The organism is Vibrio sp. M60_M70, from assembly GCF_037162085.1.
GTDB lineage: Bacteria > Pseudomonadota > Gammaproteobacteria > Enterobacterales > Vibrionaceae > Vibrio > Vibrio diabolicus.
This window is the reverse complement of the sequence record NZ_JARLUL010000002.1, coordinates 113,222-131,607: the sequence shown is the minus strand read 5'-3', so window position 1 is coordinate 131,607 and position 18,386 is coordinate 113,222. Positions and strand designations below refer to the sequence as shown.

Below are 18,386 nucleotides of genomic sequence, written 5' to 3'. Positions count from 1 at the left end.
TTTCCTCCTCTGTAGGTAGACGAGCGGTATCGATGCACAGTGACGAATGCATCGGTGACCTTTGTTCTAAGTATATAACTCTCAGCTCAAAATGAGGGTTTAATCCATTTTTATCGTGTGGTTAATTGAGTAATGCTTTGAGCTGCTTCAGTTATTTTTAACTGTATCGTCGCGATAGTTGGCTATTTGTGATTTATTGAATGATTAAATTGTCAATCTGGAAAATCGAAATGGTTATTCTCGACCACTCCTTAGCACAGCAAATTGTCGATCGAACCATGTCCATCATTGGTCACAACGTAAATGTGATGAACTCAGCGGGCATCATCATTGGCAGTGGCGATCCAAAACGCGTTGGGCAAGTGCATGATGGCGCGGTATTGGCGTTGAATCACGGCGATTCGCTAGAGCTGAATGAGCAGCAATGTTTGACGTTGCAGGGTGTCAAACCCGGAATCAATATGCTGTTGAAATTGCATGGAGACGTGGTCGGTATTGTTGGTGTGACAGGCGAGCCCGAGAAAATTCGAGATTTCGCCAAACTGGTCAAAATGACCGCTGAATTGACAATCGAGCAAGCCGCGCTGGTGGAAAAATTTCAGTGGGACAGACGTCATCGCGAAGAGTTTATTCTGGCTTGGATCAATGGCAAATTGACCGATGAAGAGCTGAAAGATTGGGCGATGCGTCTTTCTATCGATGTGACTCAACCACGAGTGGCAACGGTGATTGAAGTCTCGACGCCGTCCGCTTCAAAAAGCATGAAGAGCGTGCGCAATATTGTTGAGCTGCTTGAATACCCAGAGCGTAACAACCTGGTTGCGATTGTCTCGGTGAATGAAATTGTGGTGTTGAAACCGTGTCATTCCGCCAAGCTGTGGGATAGCCAAGTTGAAAGTGAGCGCATTGATAAGTTGATGTCGCGTTTAAGCGATCACGATTCGCATACGTTTCACATTGCGCTAGGGCAGTTGTTTAATGAGCCTAAAGATGTTGCTTTGTCATACCAAAGCGCAAAGCAGGTATTAGCCATTGGCAAGCAGTTCTACCCAGAGAAACGTAAGTACCTGTTCGATGAACTTCGTTTGCCTGTGCTGTTAGCGCCGTTGGCGGATATTTGGCAAGGTGAACAAATTATTGATGGCGTGAAACAGTTGAAAGAGAAAGACAAATCTGGGCAATTACTGAAAACCCTAGATGCGTTGTTTGAATGCAATGGCAATGTGACGGAATGCTCTAAAATGCTGTTTATTCACCGGAACACTCTGCGTTATCGGTTAGAAAAAATCACCGAGATAACAGGGCTGCCAACCACCAATTTTGTGGGGTTAGCGGAGCTTTATATTGCGACTCGGCTCTCAAAAATGGCGTGATATTGTGCATTTGCACAATACGCGTCATTTTTTGACCACATCATTTGTCACTCCGCCTAAAGGAATTCGAAAGCAAACGATTAATAATTCATGCGTCCCTACATGTTGAGTGAGCCAACACGGACTCGCTCAGCAAAATAAGAATAAATGGAGTTATCATGAACCTTATATTAATCCTGCTCGGGGTGATCGCATTTATTGTGCTCACGACCACCAAATTCAAATTACATCCCTTTTTAGCGCTGATCATCGCGGCGTTCCTTGCGGCATTTGCTTACGGCTTACCGGCAGATAGCATTGCCAAAACCATTGCTTCTGGCTTTGGCGGCATCCTTGGTTACATTGGCTTGGTTATCGTTTTAGGTACCATCATCGGTGTTATTTTGGAGAAAAGTGGTGCGGCGATCACCATGGCCGATACGGTTATTAAAGTGTTGGGTGAGCGTTTCCCAACATTGACTATGAGCATCATCGGTTACATCGTTTCTGTTCCGGTATTTTGTGATTCAGGCTTTGTCATTCTGAACTCGCTCAAAGAATCACTCGCGAAGCGTTTAAAAACCTCAAGCGTTGCGATGAGTGTAGCGTTGGCTACTGGCCTATACGCGACGCACACGTTTGTGCCGCCAACTCCTGGCCCGATTGCCGCTGCGGGTAACTTAGGCCTGGAATCTAACCTTGGTTTAGTGATTGGTGTGGGTGTGTTTGTTGCAGCGGTTGCGGCGTTAGCGGGTATGCTGTGGGCGAACCGATTCCAACATGTTGAACCAGATGGCATTGAAGCCGTAGAAGAAATTCAGCAAGACTGGCAAGCACTCAAAGCGTCTTACGGCAAATTGCCAACGGCGAGCCAAGCATTCGCTCCTATTTTTGTTCCTATCTTATTGATCTGTTTTGGCTCTATCGCGAAATTCCCAAGCTTACCGTTGGGCGAAGGTTTTGTGTTTGATGTTCTGACTTTCTTAGGACAGCCACTAACGGCATTGGTGATTGGCCTGTTCCTTTCTGTTCGCCTACTCAAGTCAGACAACAAGATTGAAGAATTTGGCGAGCGAATCAGCCAAGGTATTACGGCTGCTGCGCCTATTCTTTTGATTACCGGTGCGGGTGGTGCATTTGGCGCGGTATTAAAAGCCACGCCGCTAGGTGAATACTTAGGTACGACGCTATCGGCGCTGGGCGTGGGTATTTTCATGCCATTTATCGTTGCGGCTGCGCTAAAGTCGGCGCAAGGGTCATCAACGGTTGCATTGGTGACCACATCGGCTTTGGTTGCGCCTATGCTTACGCAATTGGGGCTCGATTCAGAAATGGGCCGCGTATTAACGGTGATGGCGATCGGTGCAGGTGCGATGACGGTTTCTCATGCAAACGACAGTTTCTTCTGGGTAGTTTCGCAGTTTAGTCGCATGTCGGTGGGCTTAGCGTACCGCGCGCAAACCATGGCTACGCTCGTTCAAGGTGTCACGGCAATGGCATTGGTGTACATTTTGAGCCTCGTTCTCTTATAAGTCTCTGGAAATACGTATGAAAGTGGTAATTGCACCTGATTCATTTAAAGAAAGCTTAACCGCCAAACAAGTGAGCGAGGCGATCAAAACAGGTCTTGCTCGCGTATGGCATGATGCTGAGTTTGTTACGGTTCCGGTCGCAGACGGTGGCGAAGGCACGGTTCAATCTTTGATTGATGCAACTCAAGGCGAACAAGTCTTCACAACGGTGACCGCGCCATTAGGGAATGATGTTGAAGCGTTTTATGGCATCCTCGGCGACGGCGAAACCGCGGTTATTGAAATGGCGGAGGCCAGTGGGCTGCACCTTGTGCCGAGTGATGCTCGCGACCCAAAACTGACCAGCAGCATTGGTACCGGACAGCTGATCAAACACGCGCTAGACAGAGGTATTCAACGCTTAATCATTGGTTTGGGTGGCAGCGCTACCAATGATGGTGGCGTGGGCATGTTGACCGCGTTGGGGGTGGCGTTTCTTGATGAATCTGGTCATGCAATTACCCCAAATGGAGACGGGTTAGCGGCGCTTGCGTCCATCGATATTTCTGGTCTTGACCCTCGTTTAGCAACTTGCGAAGTGTTGGTAGCGTGCGATGTTGATAACCCACTCTGTGGTGACAAAGGCGCGTCGGCTATCTTTGGCCCGCAAAAGGGAGCGACAGCGTCAGACGTCACTCTGCTCGATAACGCATTGCGCAAGTTTGGCGAGTTGACGGAACAAGCGACGGGTAAGCACGTACTGACTCGTGAAGGGGCGGGTGCTGCTGGTGGTATGGGAGCGGCCTTGCTCGGGTACATGCCAGCACGTTTGCAACCGGGAATTGAGATTGTGCTTGAAACGGTCAAACTTGCTCAGCATGTTGCGGATGCGGATATCGTATTCACAGGCGAGGGTCGCATCGATCATCAAACCGCACATGGCAAAACCCCGATGGGCGTTGCTAAGGTGGCCAAACAGTTTAATTTACCAGTCATTGCATTAGCAGGCTGTGTGGGCGACAACTATCAGGCGGTTTATGAGTGCGGAATTGATGCGGTGTTTGCTTGTGTACCAAGGGCGATGAGTTTATCTGAGGCCATGAAAGAGGCCGACGTCAACGTAGCCAATTTAGCCGAAAACGTCGCGAGAATGTGGCAAATTAAGTCGCACTGAGGGCGATAACGATACGAGAAAACTCCACCTTTGCGTGGAGTTTTTTGTTGTTACCAGTCTACGTATGCGGGCATAAGTTCATTTAGCAAGAGCGAGTTAACGAACATGCTTTGCTATCAACTTTGCCAGTGTTTGCATCGCGTGAATCCAATCGGTTTCACTACCAAAGTTTGCTACGCTGAGGCGCACGCAATGTCGATATTGTCCTTGAGTGCCAAATACGGTACCGGGAAGTAGGCTGATTCTGTGTTGATTACACGCTTGATACAACGCATAGCTGTCCGTTTCTTTGGGCAGGCGCAACCAAAGCAAGAACGAACCTTGCACGGCGTTGATCTGGTATCGATTTTTTAGAGATTCGTATTCATCTAAGTATTGATGAAGCATCTGGATAAATCGGCGCATGTTGTTTTGATAAACCCGACCCATTCGCGCAGTATGCGTTCGATACTTGCCTGACGTTAGAAACGTTGCCACGGCAGATTGCATCAGATTCAAACTGCCCATGTTCTCACACAGTAGATATTGCTCAATTTGATCTCGATATCGCCCCGCCAACATCCAACCAATTCTCAAACGCGAATCGAGCGTTTTGGATAACGAATTCACGTAAATTACGCGTTGCTTGTCATCGAGCAACCTCAAGCTTGGCAAAGGCTTGTTATAACTTAACCCGCCAAACACATCGTCTTCGATAATAGGAATATTGCCAGACGCCAATAGCAATTGCTGGCGCTTTTCTAGCGGCATCATGGCACCAGTTGGGTTGGTGAAGTTTGGCGTTACGATGATCGCTTTTATGTCCCATGTCGCCATTGCTTTTGCTAAGGCTTCGGGGCACATACCGTCTCGTGGGCAACTCGGAATTTCTACCACTTTGAGGCCGAGTGATTCGAGCATCAATAAATTACCAAAATAGCAAGGGGACTCCACCGCGACGATATCGCCTTTTTGTGTCGTTGCGCGCAGCGCTAGGCTAATGGCTTGCTGCGCGCCGTGCGTCACCATGATCTCATCCAACTTGGTTGGCGTGCCCAAATCTTGTGTGATTTTCGCCAGTTGTTTGATTAAGAGGTGATCACCGGGTGGCAATTGGTAATGGCTCGGTACATGCGTTTGCTGGCGGCTGTGGCGGCCAATCTCGGCGTACAAGCTTTTGATCGCGGGGGAGTCAATGTTTGGGTGGGCAGAGCCTGCGGGCAAACGCTCTTGGTATTCAGGGTACGTGAGGATTTCTTTGCAGATCGAGAGCAAATCCACGCGAGTCGGATCCGGAATTGAGCGAGAGGTCGGCAAGGCGATTTTTACTCGATAACCCGACTTGGGAACCGAGTACACCAAGTTTTGCGCTTCCAGCTCTTGATACGCACGAATCACGGTGTTTTTACTGACGCTTAATTCTTGGCTCAATGAGCGAATGGAGGGCAGTCGATCATCCACTTGGTAAACGCCACCATTGATGGCTTGTTTAAGGTGCTTTTCCACCACGAGGTACTTATTCCCTTCACCGCTTTCCAATAAATCTGTACCCATAAAAACACTTCCATCTGTCACTTTTTGAAAACACTGTACCTAATTACATTAACAGTATCTCAAAACATAAAACAAGCGTGAGTGAGGCGATCATGTTAATCCGAGCCATCCCTTTTGTATTTGTCATCCTTTGGGCTTCTGGATTTGTTGGTGCGCGTTTTGGTTTGCAGTATGCCGAGCCAGCGACACTACTTTCTATCCGTATGGCATTCAATGTCTTACTGTTTTTGGTTCTTGTGGCGATGTTGCGTAGAAGGCTGCCAACAGGAAGCGATTTTTGGCACAGCTGTGTGGTGGGTGTGTTGATCCATGGCTTCTATTTAGGCGGCACTTATTTCGCTATTGATTTGGGTATGCCTGCCGGGCTGAGTTCGTTGTTGGTGGGCATTCAGCCGATTTTAACCGCGGCTTTGCTGGTGGTGTTTGTTCGTGAGGAATTTAAACCCTCGCAATGGCTAGGTTTGGCTCTTGGCTTTGTCGGCATCGCTATGGTGCTGATGGGAAACATGGAGTGGCAGTCTGAGCAACATAAGTTCTTAGCCATTGGAGTCTGTTTACTGTCTTTGGTTGGTATAACGTTAGGGACGCTGTATCAGAAAAAACATTGCCAACAGGTGGATATGGTTGGTGGTGCGACGGTGCAATATTTGGCCGCACTCATCATGTTTCTGCCTGTTGCGATGCAGTTTGAAACCATGCAAGTTCAGTGGGAACTGGAGTTTATTTTGACCGTGTTGTGGTTGGTCGTCGTGCTCTCTTGTGTGGCCATCCTGCTGCTGCTGTACATGGTGAGAAATGGCGCGTCTTCGAGTGTGGCGTCTGTGTTTTACCTAGTGCCGCCAACAACCGCGATTCAAGCTTGGCTCGCGTTTGGTGAGTCGTTTGATTGGATGGGCATTTCTGGCTTTGCATTGGCGGCCACTGCGGTCTATCTAGTGGTTAAAAAGCCAGAGCTGACGATAAAAAAATCGGTTCAAACAGAATATACCTAAATTGGGTAGGGACATTCACGTGCCAGTGAGTACAATTCTGCTTCATCTTAATCCGTGGAGCAGAGTGATGACGTTAAAGCCAGATCGAATGACCGCGATGCGTAATATCATCGAGCAAGTAAAAGCTGAGCTACCGATTTACGAACCGGAAACTTTTGTGTGTGGGCCGGAAGGGCAGTGCATCGGTTGTCCAAAGAAATTATTAGGAATGGTCGATTCAGAGGTTACTTATTGGGAGTCGGCAATGGGGCGGTGTGTGACTCCGCAGTTTGATGAGATCCGTCGTTTCGGGAAGATGTGCACTAACGTACGTCGCGGACTTGTGCGTAATAACGTTCCACTACTCGGGTAATCTACTTCAGTAAATAAGTGATTGATAAATAAAGTCCTAAAATTGACACATAAATGTGTGCGTTTGCATAGTAACTTGGCGAGCGGTCTCAACTTTGGCCCTTGACTCTTGTTTGTCATCTACTAGGGCTTTAAACGTTTTAAATCAGCGATATATTGGCAAGGTCTCACATGGATGTGAGGCAAACGACCATTCATTCTGCTGAGATAAAAAAGTGAGATTAAAGGGATTTACGCTGATGGAAATCACCATAGTGCTCGCCACTTTGGCTTTCATCGCTTTGGCTGCGTTGCCAACACTACTCCACATTCATCGCCAAGCCTATGCGTCGATGTTACACAGTTCCAATTCGTCATTGGGTACCGCGCTTAAATTTTTCAACGCCCGAGTGGCGATAGACAATGCCGCCGAGCAAAACCAAGTCCACTATATTGATAGGAACGTAAAAACCTTAAGTGGTATGCCAGAAGCGAGCGCCAATAGCATTGGCGCGTTATTAGAAATCGATTTGCCGCAGAGTGGCGTGTCCAAAATTGATGTTCCCTGCAAAGGCAGTGACTTTTGTATTATTGGTCAGCAACACCCAAATAGTACCCACTTTGTGTCTATTCCCGATTATCAATTTGTCGACCAGTCAGGTCTTGATCGGGTGGTGTACATTTGGCCGCAAGGGTATACCTTGGCAGAAGAGGCATGCTATTTCTATTATGTAAATCAAGCATCCACAGAGTCTATCGTCCGAGGGCACGTTACTGAGGGTTGTTAGGCGCGCTTAACATCATCTTCTGACTCATCAACACTTCGCCATTGGGGAGAGTGACTTCTCCTAGTTCACCACGGTACTCAAATCCAAATCGCTCGTACAACGCTATCGCGGCAAGGTTGTCCTTATAAACATTAAGTACAATGGTGTCGTAACCATATTCCCAGGCACTTTTAAGTGCGACAGACAATAGCTGCTTACCTAGCCCTTTTCCTCTGAATGTTCTATCAATATGAATACCTAAAATGCCTGTGCTAGTGAGTTGACCGCCTTCATAACCGCACAGTTCGGCAGGAAAAATCTCTACACTACCAATCAGAACGTGATGGTCCAAAGCAACAAATTGAGGAATCGATTCAAGTTCTACGCGACGTAAAATATTGGTCAGGGTGTCTTTATCTGGAGCCGGACTGCGCAGGTATTTACCTTCGGCATAGACTCGGTTCCACAGTTCGGTAAAGCGCTCGATATCGCTTACCTGGATGGGTCTAATTTGCATTCATCTTCCTTGATTAGTGCAGGTTAGTGATGGTTAAGGTACGAGTTCAGATAAACAGCGAATTTGATTCGGAATGGGATCGGCTGGCGCATTGGCTCCTGTTGGATTAAACCAAATCGTATTTACGCCAGCTTGCATTGCAGGGTAAATGTCTTTATGGGGCAAGTCGCCAACCATGGTTAACTCACTCACGTTGACCCCTAGCTGTTTTGCGATAGCAAGATAAAACTCAGGTTGGTTTTTAGCGATGCCGAGATTGGCAAAACAAAAGTAGCCATTTAAGTGCTGGTCTAAGTCGACGCGGACGAACGCACGCTGAACCTCTTCCATGTTGGAATCAGACGCACTGGTCGCGATGTAAATAGCATGATTTTGGGAAAGTGTTGCCAGTGTTTCTTTGGCCAGAGGAATCGTTTCTACGTGTTCCCAATCGCACATTTTTCCTTGTGCGTGAGGGAAATCCACCATTAAGGTGTTCCCCCAATCGAAAAGATAAATCATGTTCGAATCTCCTTTATCCGCACATCATATCGTCTTTTCTAAAATCAGGGGATAAATTGCATCGATAAATGCGATTTAGGTGGCTTTAGTCGTGAAAAGCGCTTAATTGTCGTTATCGTTACAAATGTTTCAGCATAATGCGTGAGTTAGTTTTAAAACCTTGCTTGTCGTAAAACCGCTGTGCTGGTTGATTGAATTCCATCACTTCTAATCGAACTTGTGTAGCATTGGCATCGCGCGCCCATTGCTCACAGGCCTCAAGTAGTTGGCGACCGATACCCTGCTGCTTTTGTTCTTCATTGACGACAATCGTTCCTACTCGACAAATTGGATCTTTGATCAGAAAGCTGACGGTTTCATTCTGAGTGATCATCGCGGTTAAAAAGCCGACTACCTCCTTTTCATGTTCTGCGACTAAAAACAAGCGTTCATCATTCTCGAGAGCCTGAGTGAGGAACGCTCGGTCGTCTTCCGAAGGTGCTACAAAAGCTTCAGGCGCATTGGCAAAATGCAGTGCGTTGATTTGTAGGTTTAATTCAAAAATTGCATCCAAATCGTCGGGACTTGCTTGTCGAATGTTGACTTCCATTTTACTTACCGCCTGAAAGATCGATAAAAGAGCCTGTCACATAAGAAGCTTCATCACTGAGTAGCCAAGCGATCGCATTCGCCACTTCTTCTACCGTACCGCCCCGTTTTAGTGGAATTTGAGGGCTGAGCCTATCCACTCGGTTTGGTTCTCCACCATCGGCGTGCATATCGGTGTAAATGAAACCAGGTCGAACGCCATTGACGCGAATATTTCGGTCTGCCAATTCAAGCGATAGCCCTTTGGTTAAGGTATCCATTGCGCCTTTTGATGTGGCGTAATCGACATATTCAAATGGCGCGCCTGAGCGTGATGCCCCGGAAGAAACGTTCACAATTGCGCCACCAGTACTGAATCGCTTCGCCGCTTCTCTACAACAGAGAAAGCAGCTATTCACATTAGTGTTCATTACTTTCTGAAAGCGTTCTAAGCTGATTTCCGCCAAGGGTGACTGAGTAAATAGAATGCCAACGTTGTTGACCAAATGGGTGACTGAGCCTAGTGCGTTTTCTGTTGCATCGAAAAGGTTGAGCACTTGTTGCTCGTCAGATACATCTGCTTGAACGGCGATCGCTTTTCCGCCATTTGCTTGTATGTCTCTGACCACTTGGTGAGCTGCTTCACTTTGCGCACGGTAATTAACACACACGGCATAGCCTTGCTCGGCCAGTTTTTTCGCCGTTGCGGCTCCAATGCCTCGGCTTGCGCCAGTAACGATGACTACTTTATTCAAAATACATCCTTATTTTTGTAGTGAGTAGATTTTGTCGGCGTAACGCTTGTCGCCAATTTGGTATGCGTCAGGAATGACTTCAGATAGCTCGAATCCGCACTTCATGAGAACACGCTCTGAAGCAATATTCCCTTCAGTGACCGTAGCGGAAAAGCGGTCGATGTCATGTGTTGCTCTCGCCCAATTTAGAAGCGCTTGAAGGGTTTCTGTTCCAAACTGTCGGCCATGAAATTCAGGCAAAAGTAAGTAACCCACCTCTGCGTTACCTTCTTCAATGGCAAGGCCAGTGACGCCAATCGGTTGTTCAGATTGCTTATCGAGTATGACGAGGCAAAGCCAGTGCTGACTGTCTGGTGTCCATGGTAATAATCGCGAAGCAAATTTTTCTTTTATTTGTTTTTCGCTCGGGCGATCAAAACAGAGCTCAATGATCTCTGGTTCGGAATGTAATCGCTGAAATAGTTCCCAATCGCTGGCTTCGATAGGTCTTAATCGGCTTCGGTGAGTCTCAATATAAACTGACATGCGTGTCCTTACAGCATTTATGTAGAGAGCCAGTTTCTCATCCTCTTATCTCTTTAATCAAACGGTTGCACTTACAAAAGTGATTTGTGTGGTGAATGCCTGGTTGGGTAATGAATTCTTACTGAATATTCATTTATGGGATGAAAATAACGAAATTTCATACTTGAGACACATAGAGCAACACGGAAATGATGTGGATCAAGAGAGAACTACCCATAAAGTAGTATTTTGCGATCTATAATTACATTTTATTTGGAAGTGTTGCTAGGGCGTGTTGATCTTTGCTGTACATTTCGTGATCAACAATACATCGGTAGCCACATTAACATGAATGCCAGCGATAACATGCTGGCATAATTCCTTTCTAGCTTGTCATATCTACTTGAAATAGCTCGATAATGCTTAATTCTCCCAAAGGCATTTTCGACCAAGTGACGATACTTATATAGACACCAATCCATGCTGTCTTTGTCTATATCTTGTCCGTAATTGCGTTTAGCAATTACCGTTTCTCCGCCACGTTCCTTAACAAAAGTACGGAAAGGTTCGCTGTCATATCCTTTATCACAAACGATGGTATTAACTTCATCGAGTTGCTCAACTAAGCTTTCGGCATGTACTATATCGTGGCGTTGTCCTTCTGATAAATCAAAGCAAATCGGCAGGCCGCCACTATCCACGGCTAAGTGAATTTTGGTTGAGTTGCCCCCGCGACTTTTTCCTATTTGCTCTGAGCTTTCAGTCGCTGCACCTGTACTATGCTGATGCGCTCGAACTATAGAGCCATCAAGAAAGACCCATTCAAAATCAGCCATACTAGATAAGCTTTTGAAAAGTTTATCTAAAACCCCTTTCTTTGACCAAAGATTAAATCGTCTGTAAACGCTACTCCACTCTCCGAACTCAGAGGGGAGATCTCGCCAAGGAACACCTGTTCTCATTCGATAAAGTATTCCTTCAAATGTCATTCGATGTTCAGTTTTATCGTAAATACGACCTGTACTTTTCATAACTTGGAGTAGCAGTTCCCAGCGAATATCAGTTAGCATTGTTCTTGGCATGGTATTGGTTATAGTTTTACTTTTGGCGAAGCAAATTATAACTCTTTACCATGCTGTTCAAAAAACACTCACGAAAGATCAACACGCCCTAATTATGTCAATAAAAAAACGATATGTTGCACTGCTGGTTGCTGCCGGCATTGGTGTGGGCTGGTTAACATTAGGTGGTACTGCAGCGGTAATGCATTACACCTCTGATACTGAGTTCTGTCTCTCGTGCCACTCTATGGAAATCCCTTACAAAGAGTACCAAGGCTCAGTGCACTTCAGTAATGCGAAAGGCATTCGTGCCGAGTGTTCTGATTGCCACATCCCACAAGAACCGATGGACTACCTGATCACGAAGATTCGTGCATCGAAAGACATCTACCATGAGTTCGTGACTGGCAAGATCGACACGCCAGAAAAATACGAAGCGCACCGCAAAGAGCTTGCGGAGATGGTGTGGGAGCAGTTCCGTGAAAACGACTCTGCAACGTGCCGTTCTTGCCACGACTTTGACGCGATGGAAGAATTTGAGCAATCTCGCGATGCAGCGAAAATGCACGAGTACGCAAAAGCGAACGATCAAACGTGTATCGATTGTCACAAAGGCGTTGCTCACTTTGCACCAGAAGCTGAGCTAGACAGCAAGGCATTTGAAACGTTGATGAGCTTCACCACAAAAACATCACCTGGTGCCAAAGTCGTTTACCCTGTGACTGAAATCGCAATGGGTGAAATGGGTAAAATTAACCCAACGACGAAGTTAGAAGTAATCAGCTCTGAAGGTGATGAGCGTACTGTTAAGTTGGACGCATTCCAAATGAAAGGCGCAGAGCAAGTGCTGTACATGGGTGAAGGTCAACGTGCCATCGTAGCAACGCTAACCGAGCAAGGTCAGCAAGCTCTTGAGGGCGGTGAGTTTAAGGCCGACGTTTACGGCAACGAATGGCGCGCAGTGTCACTAACAGGCACGATCGATTCTCCTGTTGTGGATACGCTTGACCCAGTTTGGTCATACGCAGAAGAGCTAGACAACGTTTATTGTGCAACTTGTCACGCGAAAATTCCTTCAAATCACTTCACAGTGAACGCATGGGGACCAGTGGCGAAGAGTATGGGTGATCGAACAGACATCACTGCCGAAAACCTAGAAATTCTTACTAAGTTCTTCCAGCACCACGCGAAAGATGTGGTTGGTCACTAACGATAAATAGAAGGATAAGATTATGACTAATTTAACCCGTCGTGGATTTCTAAAAGGCACAGGTATGGCGGCTGGCGCCATGGCATTTACTTCTTTTGCGCCTATGTCTGTTGCGTCTTCAAACCAGCGTGGCAAGGGCATTTTGACAGCGGGCCGCATGGGCCCAATGTTATGTGAAGTGAAAGATGGTAAGTTGGTTTCGACTACTAATGCTCTGCCACAAACTGTACCAAATAGTCTACAAACTACTGGGCCTGACCAAGTGCATACCAAGGCGCGAGTGAAGTACCCAATGGTACGTAAAGGCTACTTGGCAAACCCATCGTCGCCAGAAGGTGTGCGCGGTAGTGATGAGTTTGTGCGTGTGTCTTGGGATGAGGCTTACAAGCTGATCCACGAGCAGCACATGCGAATTCGCAAAGAATATGGCCCAGCTTCTGTGTTTGCTGGTTCTTACGGCTGGCGTTCAAGTGGCGTGCTGCACAAAGCACAAACCTTGCTGCAACGTTACATGAGCATGGCGGGTGGCTATTCAGGCCACTTGGGTGACTACTCAACGGGTGCTGCGCAGATCATCATGCCGCACGTTGTGGGCTCTATCGAAGTGTACGAGCAACAAACCACGTACCCAGTGGTACTAGAGCACAGCGACGTGGTTGTACTTTGGGGCTTAAACCCGATCAACACCCTAAAAATCGCGTGGAGCTCAACAGACTGTGCTGGTCTTGAGTTCTTCCATCAATTAAAAAAATCAGGCAAGACGGTTATTGCGATTGACCCTATTCGTTCTGAAACCATCGAGTTCTTTGGCGAGAATGCGGAGTGGATTGCTCCTCACCCAATGACCGACGTAGCGATGATGATGGGTATCGCACACACCTTGGTGAAACAAGGTAAGCACGATAAAGCCTTCCTCGATAAATACACCGCTGGTTACGACAAATTTGAAGCGTACCTGATGGGCGAAGAAGACGGCGTAGAAAAATCAGCGGAGTGGGCATCGCAAATCTGTGGCGTACCTGCGAAGCAACTTGAGCTCTTAGCTGACATCTTCAGTAAAAACCGCACCATGCTGATGGCGGGTTGGGGCATGCAGCGCCAACAATACGGTGAACAGCGTCACTGGATGCTGGTTACACTGGCAACGATGTTGGGTCAAATCGGCTTACCGGGCGGTGGTTTTGGTTTCTCTTACCACTACTCAAACGGTGGTAACCCTGCTCGTGACGCTGGCGTGCTTCCTGCGATTTCAGCATCACTGGGTGGCGGCTCTTCTGCGGGTAACGACTGGGCGGTGTCTGGCGCGGTGCAAAGCTTCCCTGTGGCGCGTATTGTCGAGGCGTTGGAAAACCCAGGTCAATCCTACCATCACAACGGTCATGAACTGACGTTCCCAGATATCAAGATGATTTGGTGGGCAGGTGGTGCGAACTTTACTCACCACCAAGACACCAACCGCTTGATTAAAGCATGGCAAAAGCCTGAACTGATCGTGATTTCAGAACCTTACTGGACAGCGGCTGCGAAGCACGCGGACATCGTTCTGCCAATCACCACATCGTTCGAGCGCAACGACTTAACGATGACGGGTGACTACAGTAACCAACACTTGGTGCCAATGAAGCAAGTGGTTGAGCCGCAAGGTGAAGCGCGTAATGACTTCGATGTATTCGCGGACATGGCGGAGATGCTAGCACCGGGTGGACGTGATGTGTACACCGAAGGCAAAACCGAAATGGAATGGCTGTACGGCTTCTACAAGGTGGCGCAACAAGGTGGCCGTGGCTCTCGCGTAGCAATGCCGAACTTCAGCAAGTTCTGGGAGGATAACCAACTGATCGAGATGAAGTGGAACGAGAAGAACGCACAGTTTGTTCGTTACGCGGATTTCCGTGAAGACCCGATCATGAACCCGCTAGGTACGCCAAGTGGTAAGATTGAAATCTTCTCGAAAACCATTGAAGGTTACCAGTTGGAAGACTGTCCTCCTCACCCTACGTGGATGGCACCAACCGAGTACACCGGCAATGCAAAAGATGGCGAGTTGCAGCTAATGACCGCGCACGCAGCGCATCGTCTACACAGCCAGTTTAACTACGCGAAGATTCGCGAAGAGTACGCAATTGCAAACCGTGAACCTATTTGGATTCACCCTGAAGATGCGAAAGCGCGTGGTATTAAAACGGGCGATCTAGTTCGTGCGTTTAACGACCGTGGTCAAGTATTGGTTGGCGCGGAAGTGACTGACCGAATCAAGCAAGGTTCAGTATGTATTCATGAAGGCGGTTGGCCGGATTTGGATCCGAAAACCGGCATTTGTAAGAACGGCGGTTGTAACGTGTTAACGTTGGATATTCCGACCTCTCGACTTGCAAACGGCTGTGCGGCGAACTCGGCACTGGTTCGTATTGAAAAATACACTGGCCCAGAATTAGAACTAACAGCGTTTGAACCACCAAAAAATGGCTAGAAAAAAGTAGCGCTTGAAAGCAAGAAGCCAGCGAATCGCTGGCTTCTTTTTTATCTAGTAATCGTTCACATTAGCGCGAAGCAAGAGAAACAAACGGCATCTGTTTCTTAATCTGAAATGTCGGGAGTAAAGTAAATACAATCGCGACAAACAAGACTGAGCCTATTAAATCTTCAGGGCGATGCATGCCCAGCCATAAGCGGCTATATGCTACGCTCATTCCCCACATCCATAATGACAGTGCAGAGATATAGCACTTGTTCTGTAAGAACAACCCACCAAAGAAAGCCAAACAAATCGAAACGAAAATCGTATGGCCGGATGGGAAAGAATAGTCTTTCTCGCCTTGCCAATGGCGCGTCCGCCAATCACTGACGTGTTCAGAAATCTGGTTAATTACGTTGGCTTGTTGCTTTGTATCTAACTGATAAAACGTTTCTGGTGTTTCAATCAATTGTTCTGCTGCGAGCAATTCCGTGTATGGGCGCGGGCTTTCTGTCATCAGTTTTAGCCCCGTTTTGCTGGCAAAGCCAATCACAAGTAACAACCCTAACATTGAGAGTTTTTGCATCCACTCAGTGCGACTTGGCTTAAAGCGAAATAAAGAAAGCAGTAGCAGTGTTAACGTAATTAAAAAGCCTTTGCTGCCAGCAGAATCAGTGAGCAAAGTAAAAGTAATACCCAGACTTTCAGGCACCTGTGAGGTGAGATCGTGATAAGAGCCAAACAGCGACATTGGGATGATGCCAAGAACAAACAAGGCGAGCATCATCAATCCATATTTTTTGGTTTTCATTGAGAGCGTTTTGTTTTTATTGAGGGTTATTCAACCACGTGAAAATAAGGGGCTTATCTTACGTTATCTGGCGTGAAAAACTTATCAACGCTTTGTCAATTTGACGAGAGAATGAAGGTTGAGTGATGAATTGATGACATTTATCCGGAGGGTAAAGGCGCTCATCCTTAAGCGTTGGGGTCTTAATCCATCAGAGAAAGTAAGTACTCTGCTGCTTTGGTTGGGTTTTCTGCATGACAAATGGCAGAAACCAAAGCCAAACCATGCACACCTGTCGCACTCAGAGCAGGAATGTTGGTTTCGTTGATGCCACCAATCGCGACGATTGGTAAGGACGTGGTGTTCAGCGCCATTTTCAAACCTTCAATACCCCAGTGTTTTTTGGTGTTGGTTTTGGTTGGTGTAGCGAAGATGGCACTCAAGCCGATGTAATCAATGGGCAGAGAATCCGCCTCTGCCAGTTGATCTTCAGTCTCAATCGATAAGCCGAGAATCTTGTTTGGGCCAATCAATTGACGAGCGATCTCTGCTGGCATGTCTGACTGTCCGAGGTGAACACCATCGGCATCGACGGCAAGGGCAACATCAACACGATCATTGATGATTAACGGGACGCCAGTGCCTTCAAGGATCGTCTTCACGGCTTGAGCTCGTTCAATAAATGCACGAACGTCACCATGTTTTTCGCGCACCTGTACCATGGTGACCCCACCTTCTACCGCCTTTCTTACAACGTGTTTGAGAGTGGATAAATCTTGTTGGTCGTCGGTGACCAAATACAAACGATAGGCGTTCATTATGTTTCCTTTTGCCTCCCACTGTCTTTGGAGTGAGAGGCGTTTAAAGCATTGAGAAGTGATTTATCTCACTTGTAATTTAAGACGTGTTGCCAGTGTTTCTTCGTCCAGTTGGTAAAGCTCATCCAAAAGATGCATTTGCAAGCTACCTGGCCCTCGCGCTTGCTCAGCCGCAATTTCACCCACAACGCCAAGCACCGCTGCCGCAGCAAGGCCCGTTTCGTCGCCGATTGCTGCGAAAGCGCCAGTCAGTGCCGTCAGTGTGCAGCCCATGCCCGTTACGTATGGCATCATCTCGTGACCATTATTCAACTGGACGGTTTGCTCTTTTGTCACGATGTAGTCAGTTTCGCCGGAGATCACCACGCTCGCTCCGTACTCTTTAACCAAGAAGTGAGCCGCCCCAAGGGCTGCATCACTACTGTCGAGTGCATCTACACCTTTGCTTTGCGCTTGCTCACCAGCGAGAGCAATGATTTCGGACGCATTACCACGAATGATTAACTTGTTTGCAAGGCGGGCGATTTCGCGCGAGGTTTCGGTACGTAGTGAACTTGCACCGCAACCGACAGGGTCGAGCACAACGATTTTACCGTTCGAGTTGGCTTGCTCGACGGCATAGCTCATGCGCGGCGTCCAAACGCTGTCTAGGGTGCCGATGTTGATCACCAAAGCGCCAGCAAACGACATCATTTCTGCCATTTCTTGCTTTGAATGCGCCATGATTGGCGAAGCACCGATAGCCAACAAAGCGTTCGCCGTGTTGTTCATCACCACGTAGTTGGTAATGTTCACGACTAAAGGCTTTTGCTGACGCACTGCGGTTAATGCTTGAGTGATTTGTTCTATTAACATGAGATTCTCCAATTAACCTTATTGCGCGTTTAGACCTTGTTGCCAAAACGCCACTTCCATACGCGTTGCGGTTTTGAAGACCTGAATCAGGTTTTGACCGCGCTGGCTGTGGATGTCGATTTCAGCCAGTAGCTGGTTAAAGTGTTCGGCCCCACTTGCCACGCCAGATTGGAACTCTTCACCGCCGTACAAGTTAATCCAACTTGCGTAAGGATTGCCTTCGAATACCGTGTTTTCATCTTCAATCAGCATTTTACCAATGACGGCGTAGCCGATGGAGCAAGGGGCGAGCGCGGCATATAAGTCAACTAAGTCGCCCGTCATTCCCGCATCCAATACGTAGCGCGTGTAAGCCACCGTGCCAAAGTCTTCCGGCTCGTTTTCGAGATCAGATTCCGTTAATCCCCACTGACCGCAGTAGGTAACATGGTGGGCAATCTCTGAATCTAAAAGCGCATGTACGCTTGGTAGTGCGCGGCGCATATCGTCTAACGTACGCGCTTTGTAGATTGCCAGCGCATAAGCTCGTGCGTACTGTTTTAGGAATAAGAAATCTTGCTTTAAGTAATGCAGAAAACAAGGTTGAGCCAGAGTGCCTTTGGCCAATTGCTGCACGAAGGCATGCTCGGTGTATTCTTGCCAATCTTGGCGGCAAGCGTCGATCAAATCTTGGTATTTCATAATGGGGCTGTCT

General features: G+C 47.5%; 19 protein-coding genes. 8 read left to right on the top strand and 11 right to left on the bottom strand.

The features are described 5' to 3' along the window. Positions 1–230 precede the first annotated feature (230 nt). The 3 genes from P4S59_RS16395 to P4S59_RS16385 all read left to right on the top strand — a co-directional run bounded on the left by P4S59_RS16395 (position 231) and on the right by P4S59_RS16385 (position 4,037). Positions 231–1,373 carry a sugar diacid recognition domain-containing protein gene (locus P4S59_RS16395; protein ID WP_337169192.1) on the top strand — a complete coding sequence of 381 codons (1,143 nt, stop codon included), beginning with the start codon at positions 231–233 and terminating at the stop codon, positions 1,371–1,373. A gap of 158 nt (positions 1,374–1,531) precedes the next feature. Next, positions 1,532–2,884 carry a GntP family permease gene (locus tag P4S59_RS16390; RefSeq protein WP_005391886.1) on the top strand — a complete coding sequence of 451 codons (1,353 nt, stop codon included), beginning with the start codon at positions 1,532–1,534 and terminating at the stop codon, positions 2,882–2,884. Between the two features lie 16 nt (positions 2,885–2,900). Then, on the top strand, positions 2,901–4,037 hold the full coding sequence (locus P4S59_RS16385) for a glycerate kinase (RefSeq protein WP_337168685.1): 1,137 nt from the start codon (positions 2,901–2,903) through the stop codon (positions 4,035–4,037). A gap of 96 nt (positions 4,038–4,133) precedes the next feature. On the opposite strand, the gene P4S59_RS16380 is transcribed toward P4S59_RS16385, so the two are convergent. Then, positions 4,134–5,570: an aminotransferase-like domain-containing protein gene (locus P4S59_RS16380; RefSeq protein ID WP_186437921.1), complete on the bottom strand. Its 1,437-nt coding sequence runs from the start codon at positions 5,568–5,570 to the stop codon at positions 4,134–4,136. 92 nt (positions 5,571–5,662) lie between these two features. Here P4S59_RS16380 and P4S59_RS16375 point away from each other — a divergent pair, with 92 nt between their 5' ends. From P4S59_RS16375 to P4S59_RS16365, 3 genes are all read left to right on the top strand, one after another. Further along, entirely contained in the window at positions 5,663–6,562 is a 900-nt protein-coding gene (locus P4S59_RS16375; RefSeq protein ID WP_150917253.1) for a DMT family transporter, read from the top strand. Between the two features lie 67 nt (positions 6,563–6,629). Beyond that, complete coding sequence (locus tag P4S59_RS16370; RefSeq protein WP_337168684.1) at positions 6,630–6,914, top strand: hypothetical protein; 285 nt, start codon at positions 6,630–6,632, stop codon at positions 6,912–6,914. A 238-nt stretch (positions 6,915–7,152) separates the two neighbouring features. After that, a complete protein-coding gene (locus P4S59_RS16365) occupies positions 7,153–7,680 on the top strand; it encodes a hypothetical protein (RefSeq protein ID WP_054866721.1) in 528 nt (175 codons plus the stop codon). On the opposite strand, the gene P4S59_RS16360 is transcribed toward P4S59_RS16365, so the two are convergent. The 6 genes from P4S59_RS16360 to P4S59_RS16335 form a co-directional block, all read right to left on the bottom strand. Next, complete coding sequence (locus P4S59_RS16360; RefSeq protein ID WP_337168683.1) at positions 7,664–8,176, bottom strand: GNAT family N-acetyltransferase; 513 nt, start codon at positions 8,174–8,176, stop codon at positions 7,664–7,666. The genes P4S59_RS16365 and P4S59_RS16360 overlap by 17 nt on opposite strands. 33 nt (positions 8,177–8,209) lie before the next feature. Continuing rightward, entirely contained in the window at positions 8,210–8,677 is a 468-nt protein-coding gene (locus tag P4S59_RS16355) for an HAD family hydrolase (RefSeq protein ID WP_104972190.1), read from the bottom strand. Positions 8,678–8,795: 118 nt separating this feature from the next. Then, the gene (locus tag P4S59_RS16350; protein WP_225461492.1) at positions 8,796–9,266 is read right to left on the bottom strand and encodes a GNAT family N-acetyltransferase; all 471 of its coding nucleotides are present in this window, start codon (positions 9,264–9,266) and stop codon (positions 8,796–8,798) included. Between the two features lies 1 nt (position 9,267). Further along, the gene (locus P4S59_RS16345; RefSeq protein WP_006740993.1) at positions 9,268–9,999 is read right to left on the bottom strand and encodes a glucose 1-dehydrogenase; all 732 of its coding nucleotides are present in this window, start codon (positions 9,997–9,999) and stop codon (positions 9,268–9,270) included. A gap of 9 nt (positions 10,000–10,008) precedes the next feature. After that, on the bottom strand, positions 10,009–10,524 hold the full coding sequence (locus P4S59_RS16340; protein WP_047009770.1) for a GNAT family N-acetyltransferase: 516 nt from the start codon (positions 10,522–10,524) through the stop codon (positions 10,009–10,011). A gap of 299 nt (positions 10,525–10,823) precedes the next feature. Beyond that, entirely contained in the window at positions 10,824–11,585 is a 762-nt protein-coding gene (locus P4S59_RS16335) for an IS5 family transposase (protein WP_110176700.1), read from the bottom strand. A 94-nt stretch (positions 11,586–11,679) separates the two neighbouring features. Between P4S59_RS16335 and P4S59_RS16330 the strand changes: the two genes are divergently transcribed. Further along, positions 11,680–12,774: a NapC/NirT family cytochrome c gene (locus tag P4S59_RS16330; RefSeq protein WP_005391870.1), complete on the top strand. Its 1,095-nt coding sequence runs from the start codon at positions 11,680–11,682 to the stop codon at positions 12,772–12,774. Positions 12,775–12,796: 22 nt separating this feature from the next. Continuing rightward, positions 12,797–15,244 carry a trimethylamine-N-oxide reductase 2 gene (locus P4S59_RS16325; protein WP_337168682.1) on the top strand — a complete coding sequence of 816 codons (2,448 nt, stop codon included), beginning with the start codon at positions 12,797–12,799 and terminating at the stop codon, positions 15,242–15,244. A gap of 70 nt (positions 15,245–15,314) precedes the next feature. On the opposite strand, the gene P4S59_RS16320 is transcribed toward P4S59_RS16325, so the two are convergent. From P4S59_RS16320 to tenA, 4 genes are all read right to left on the bottom strand, one after another. Continuing rightward, the gene (locus P4S59_RS16320) at positions 15,315–16,040 is read right to left on the bottom strand and encodes a phosphatase PAP2 family protein (protein ID WP_005487073.1); all 726 of its coding nucleotides are present in this window, start codon (positions 16,038–16,040) and stop codon (positions 15,315–15,317) included. A 182-nt stretch (positions 16,041–16,222) separates the two neighbouring features. Next, positions 16,223–16,837 (bottom strand): thiamine phosphate synthase, encoded by a 615-nt coding sequence (gene thiE, locus P4S59_RS16315; RefSeq protein WP_005459945.1) that lies wholly within the window; start codon positions 16,835–16,837, stop codon positions 16,223–16,225. 63 nt (positions 16,838–16,900) lie between these two features. Next, positions 16,901–17,692, bottom strand: a complete 792-nt coding sequence (gene thiM / locus P4S59_RS16310) for a hydroxyethylthiazole kinase (protein ID WP_005482855.1) — start codon at positions 17,690–17,692, stop codon at positions 16,901–16,903. Positions 17,693–17,710: 18 nt separating this feature from the next. Further along, positions 17,711–18,373 carry a thiaminase II gene (gene tenA / locus P4S59_RS16305; protein WP_006740999.1) on the bottom strand — a complete coding sequence of 221 codons (663 nt, stop codon included), beginning with the start codon at positions 18,371–18,373 and terminating at the stop codon, positions 17,711–17,713. Positions 18,374–18,386 lie beyond the last annotated feature (13 nt).

Bases quoted from the DNA above. Each gene is read 5' to 3' on its own strand.
- P4S59_RS16385 (WP_337168685.1), top strand. From the start codon at position 2,901: ATGAAAGTGGTAATTGCACCTGATTCATTTAAAGAAAGCTTAACCGCC.
- P4S59_RS16365 (WP_054866721.1), top strand. From the start codon at position 7,153: ATGGAAATCACCATAGTGCTCGCCACTTTGGCTTTCATCGCTTTGGCT.
- P4S59_RS16380 (WP_186437921.1), bottom strand. From the start codon at position 5,570: ATGGGTACAGATTTATTGGAAAGCGGTGAAGGGAATAAGTACCTCGTG.
- P4S59_RS16395 (WP_337169192.1), top strand. From the start codon at position 231: ATGGTTATTCTCGACCACTCCTTAGCACAGCAAATTGTCGATCGAACC.
- P4S59_RS16355 (WP_104972190.1), bottom strand. From the start codon at position 8,677: ATGATTTATCTTTTCGATTGGGGGAACACCTTAATGGTGGATTTCCCT.
- P4S59_RS16325 (WP_337168682.1), top strand. From the start codon at position 12,797: ATGACTAATTTAACCCGTCGTGGATTTCTAAAAGGCACAGGTATGGCG.
- tenA (WP_006740999.1), bottom strand. From the start codon at position 18,373: ATGAAATACCAAGATTTGATCGACGCTTGCCGCCAAGATTGGCAAGAA.
- P4S59_RS16370 (WP_337168684.1), top strand. From the start codon at position 6,630: ATGACGTTAAAGCCAGATCGAATGACCGCGATGCGTAATATCATCGAG.
- thiE (WP_005459945.1), bottom strand. From the start codon at position 16,837: ATGAACGCCTATCGTTTGTATTTGGTCACCGACGACCAACAAGATTTA.
- P4S59_RS16350 (WP_225461492.1), bottom strand. From the start codon at position 9,266: ATGGAAGTCAACATTCGACAAGCAAGTCCCGACGATTTGGATGCAATT.
- P4S59_RS16340 (WP_047009770.1), bottom strand. From the start codon at position 10,524: ATGTCAGTTTATATTGAGACTCACCGAAGCCGATTAAGACCTATCGAA.
- P4S59_RS16360 (WP_337168683.1), bottom strand. From the start codon at position 8,176: ATGCAAATTAGACCCATCCAGGTAAGCGATATCGAGCGCTTTACCGAA.
- P4S59_RS16320 (WP_005487073.1), bottom strand. From the start codon at position 16,040: ATGAAAACCAAAAAATATGGATTGATGATGCTCGCCTTGTTTGTTCTT.
- P4S59_RS16390 (WP_005391886.1), top strand. From the start codon at position 1,532: ATGAACCTTATATTAATCCTGCTCGGGGTGATCGCATTTATTGTGCTC.
- P4S59_RS16330 (WP_005391870.1), top strand. From the start codon at position 11,680: ATGTCAATAAAAAAACGATATGTTGCACTGCTGGTTGCTGCCGGCATT.
- thiM (WP_005482855.1), bottom strand. From the start codon at position 17,692: ATGTTAATAGAACAAATCACTCAAGCATTAACCGCAGTGCGTCAGCAA.
- P4S59_RS16375 (WP_150917253.1), top strand. From the start codon at position 5,663: ATGTTAATCCGAGCCATCCCTTTTGTATTTGTCATCCTTTGGGCTTCT.
- P4S59_RS16335 (WP_110176700.1), bottom strand. From the start codon at position 11,585: ATGCCAAGAACAATGCTAACTGATATTCGCTGGGAACTGCTACTCCAA.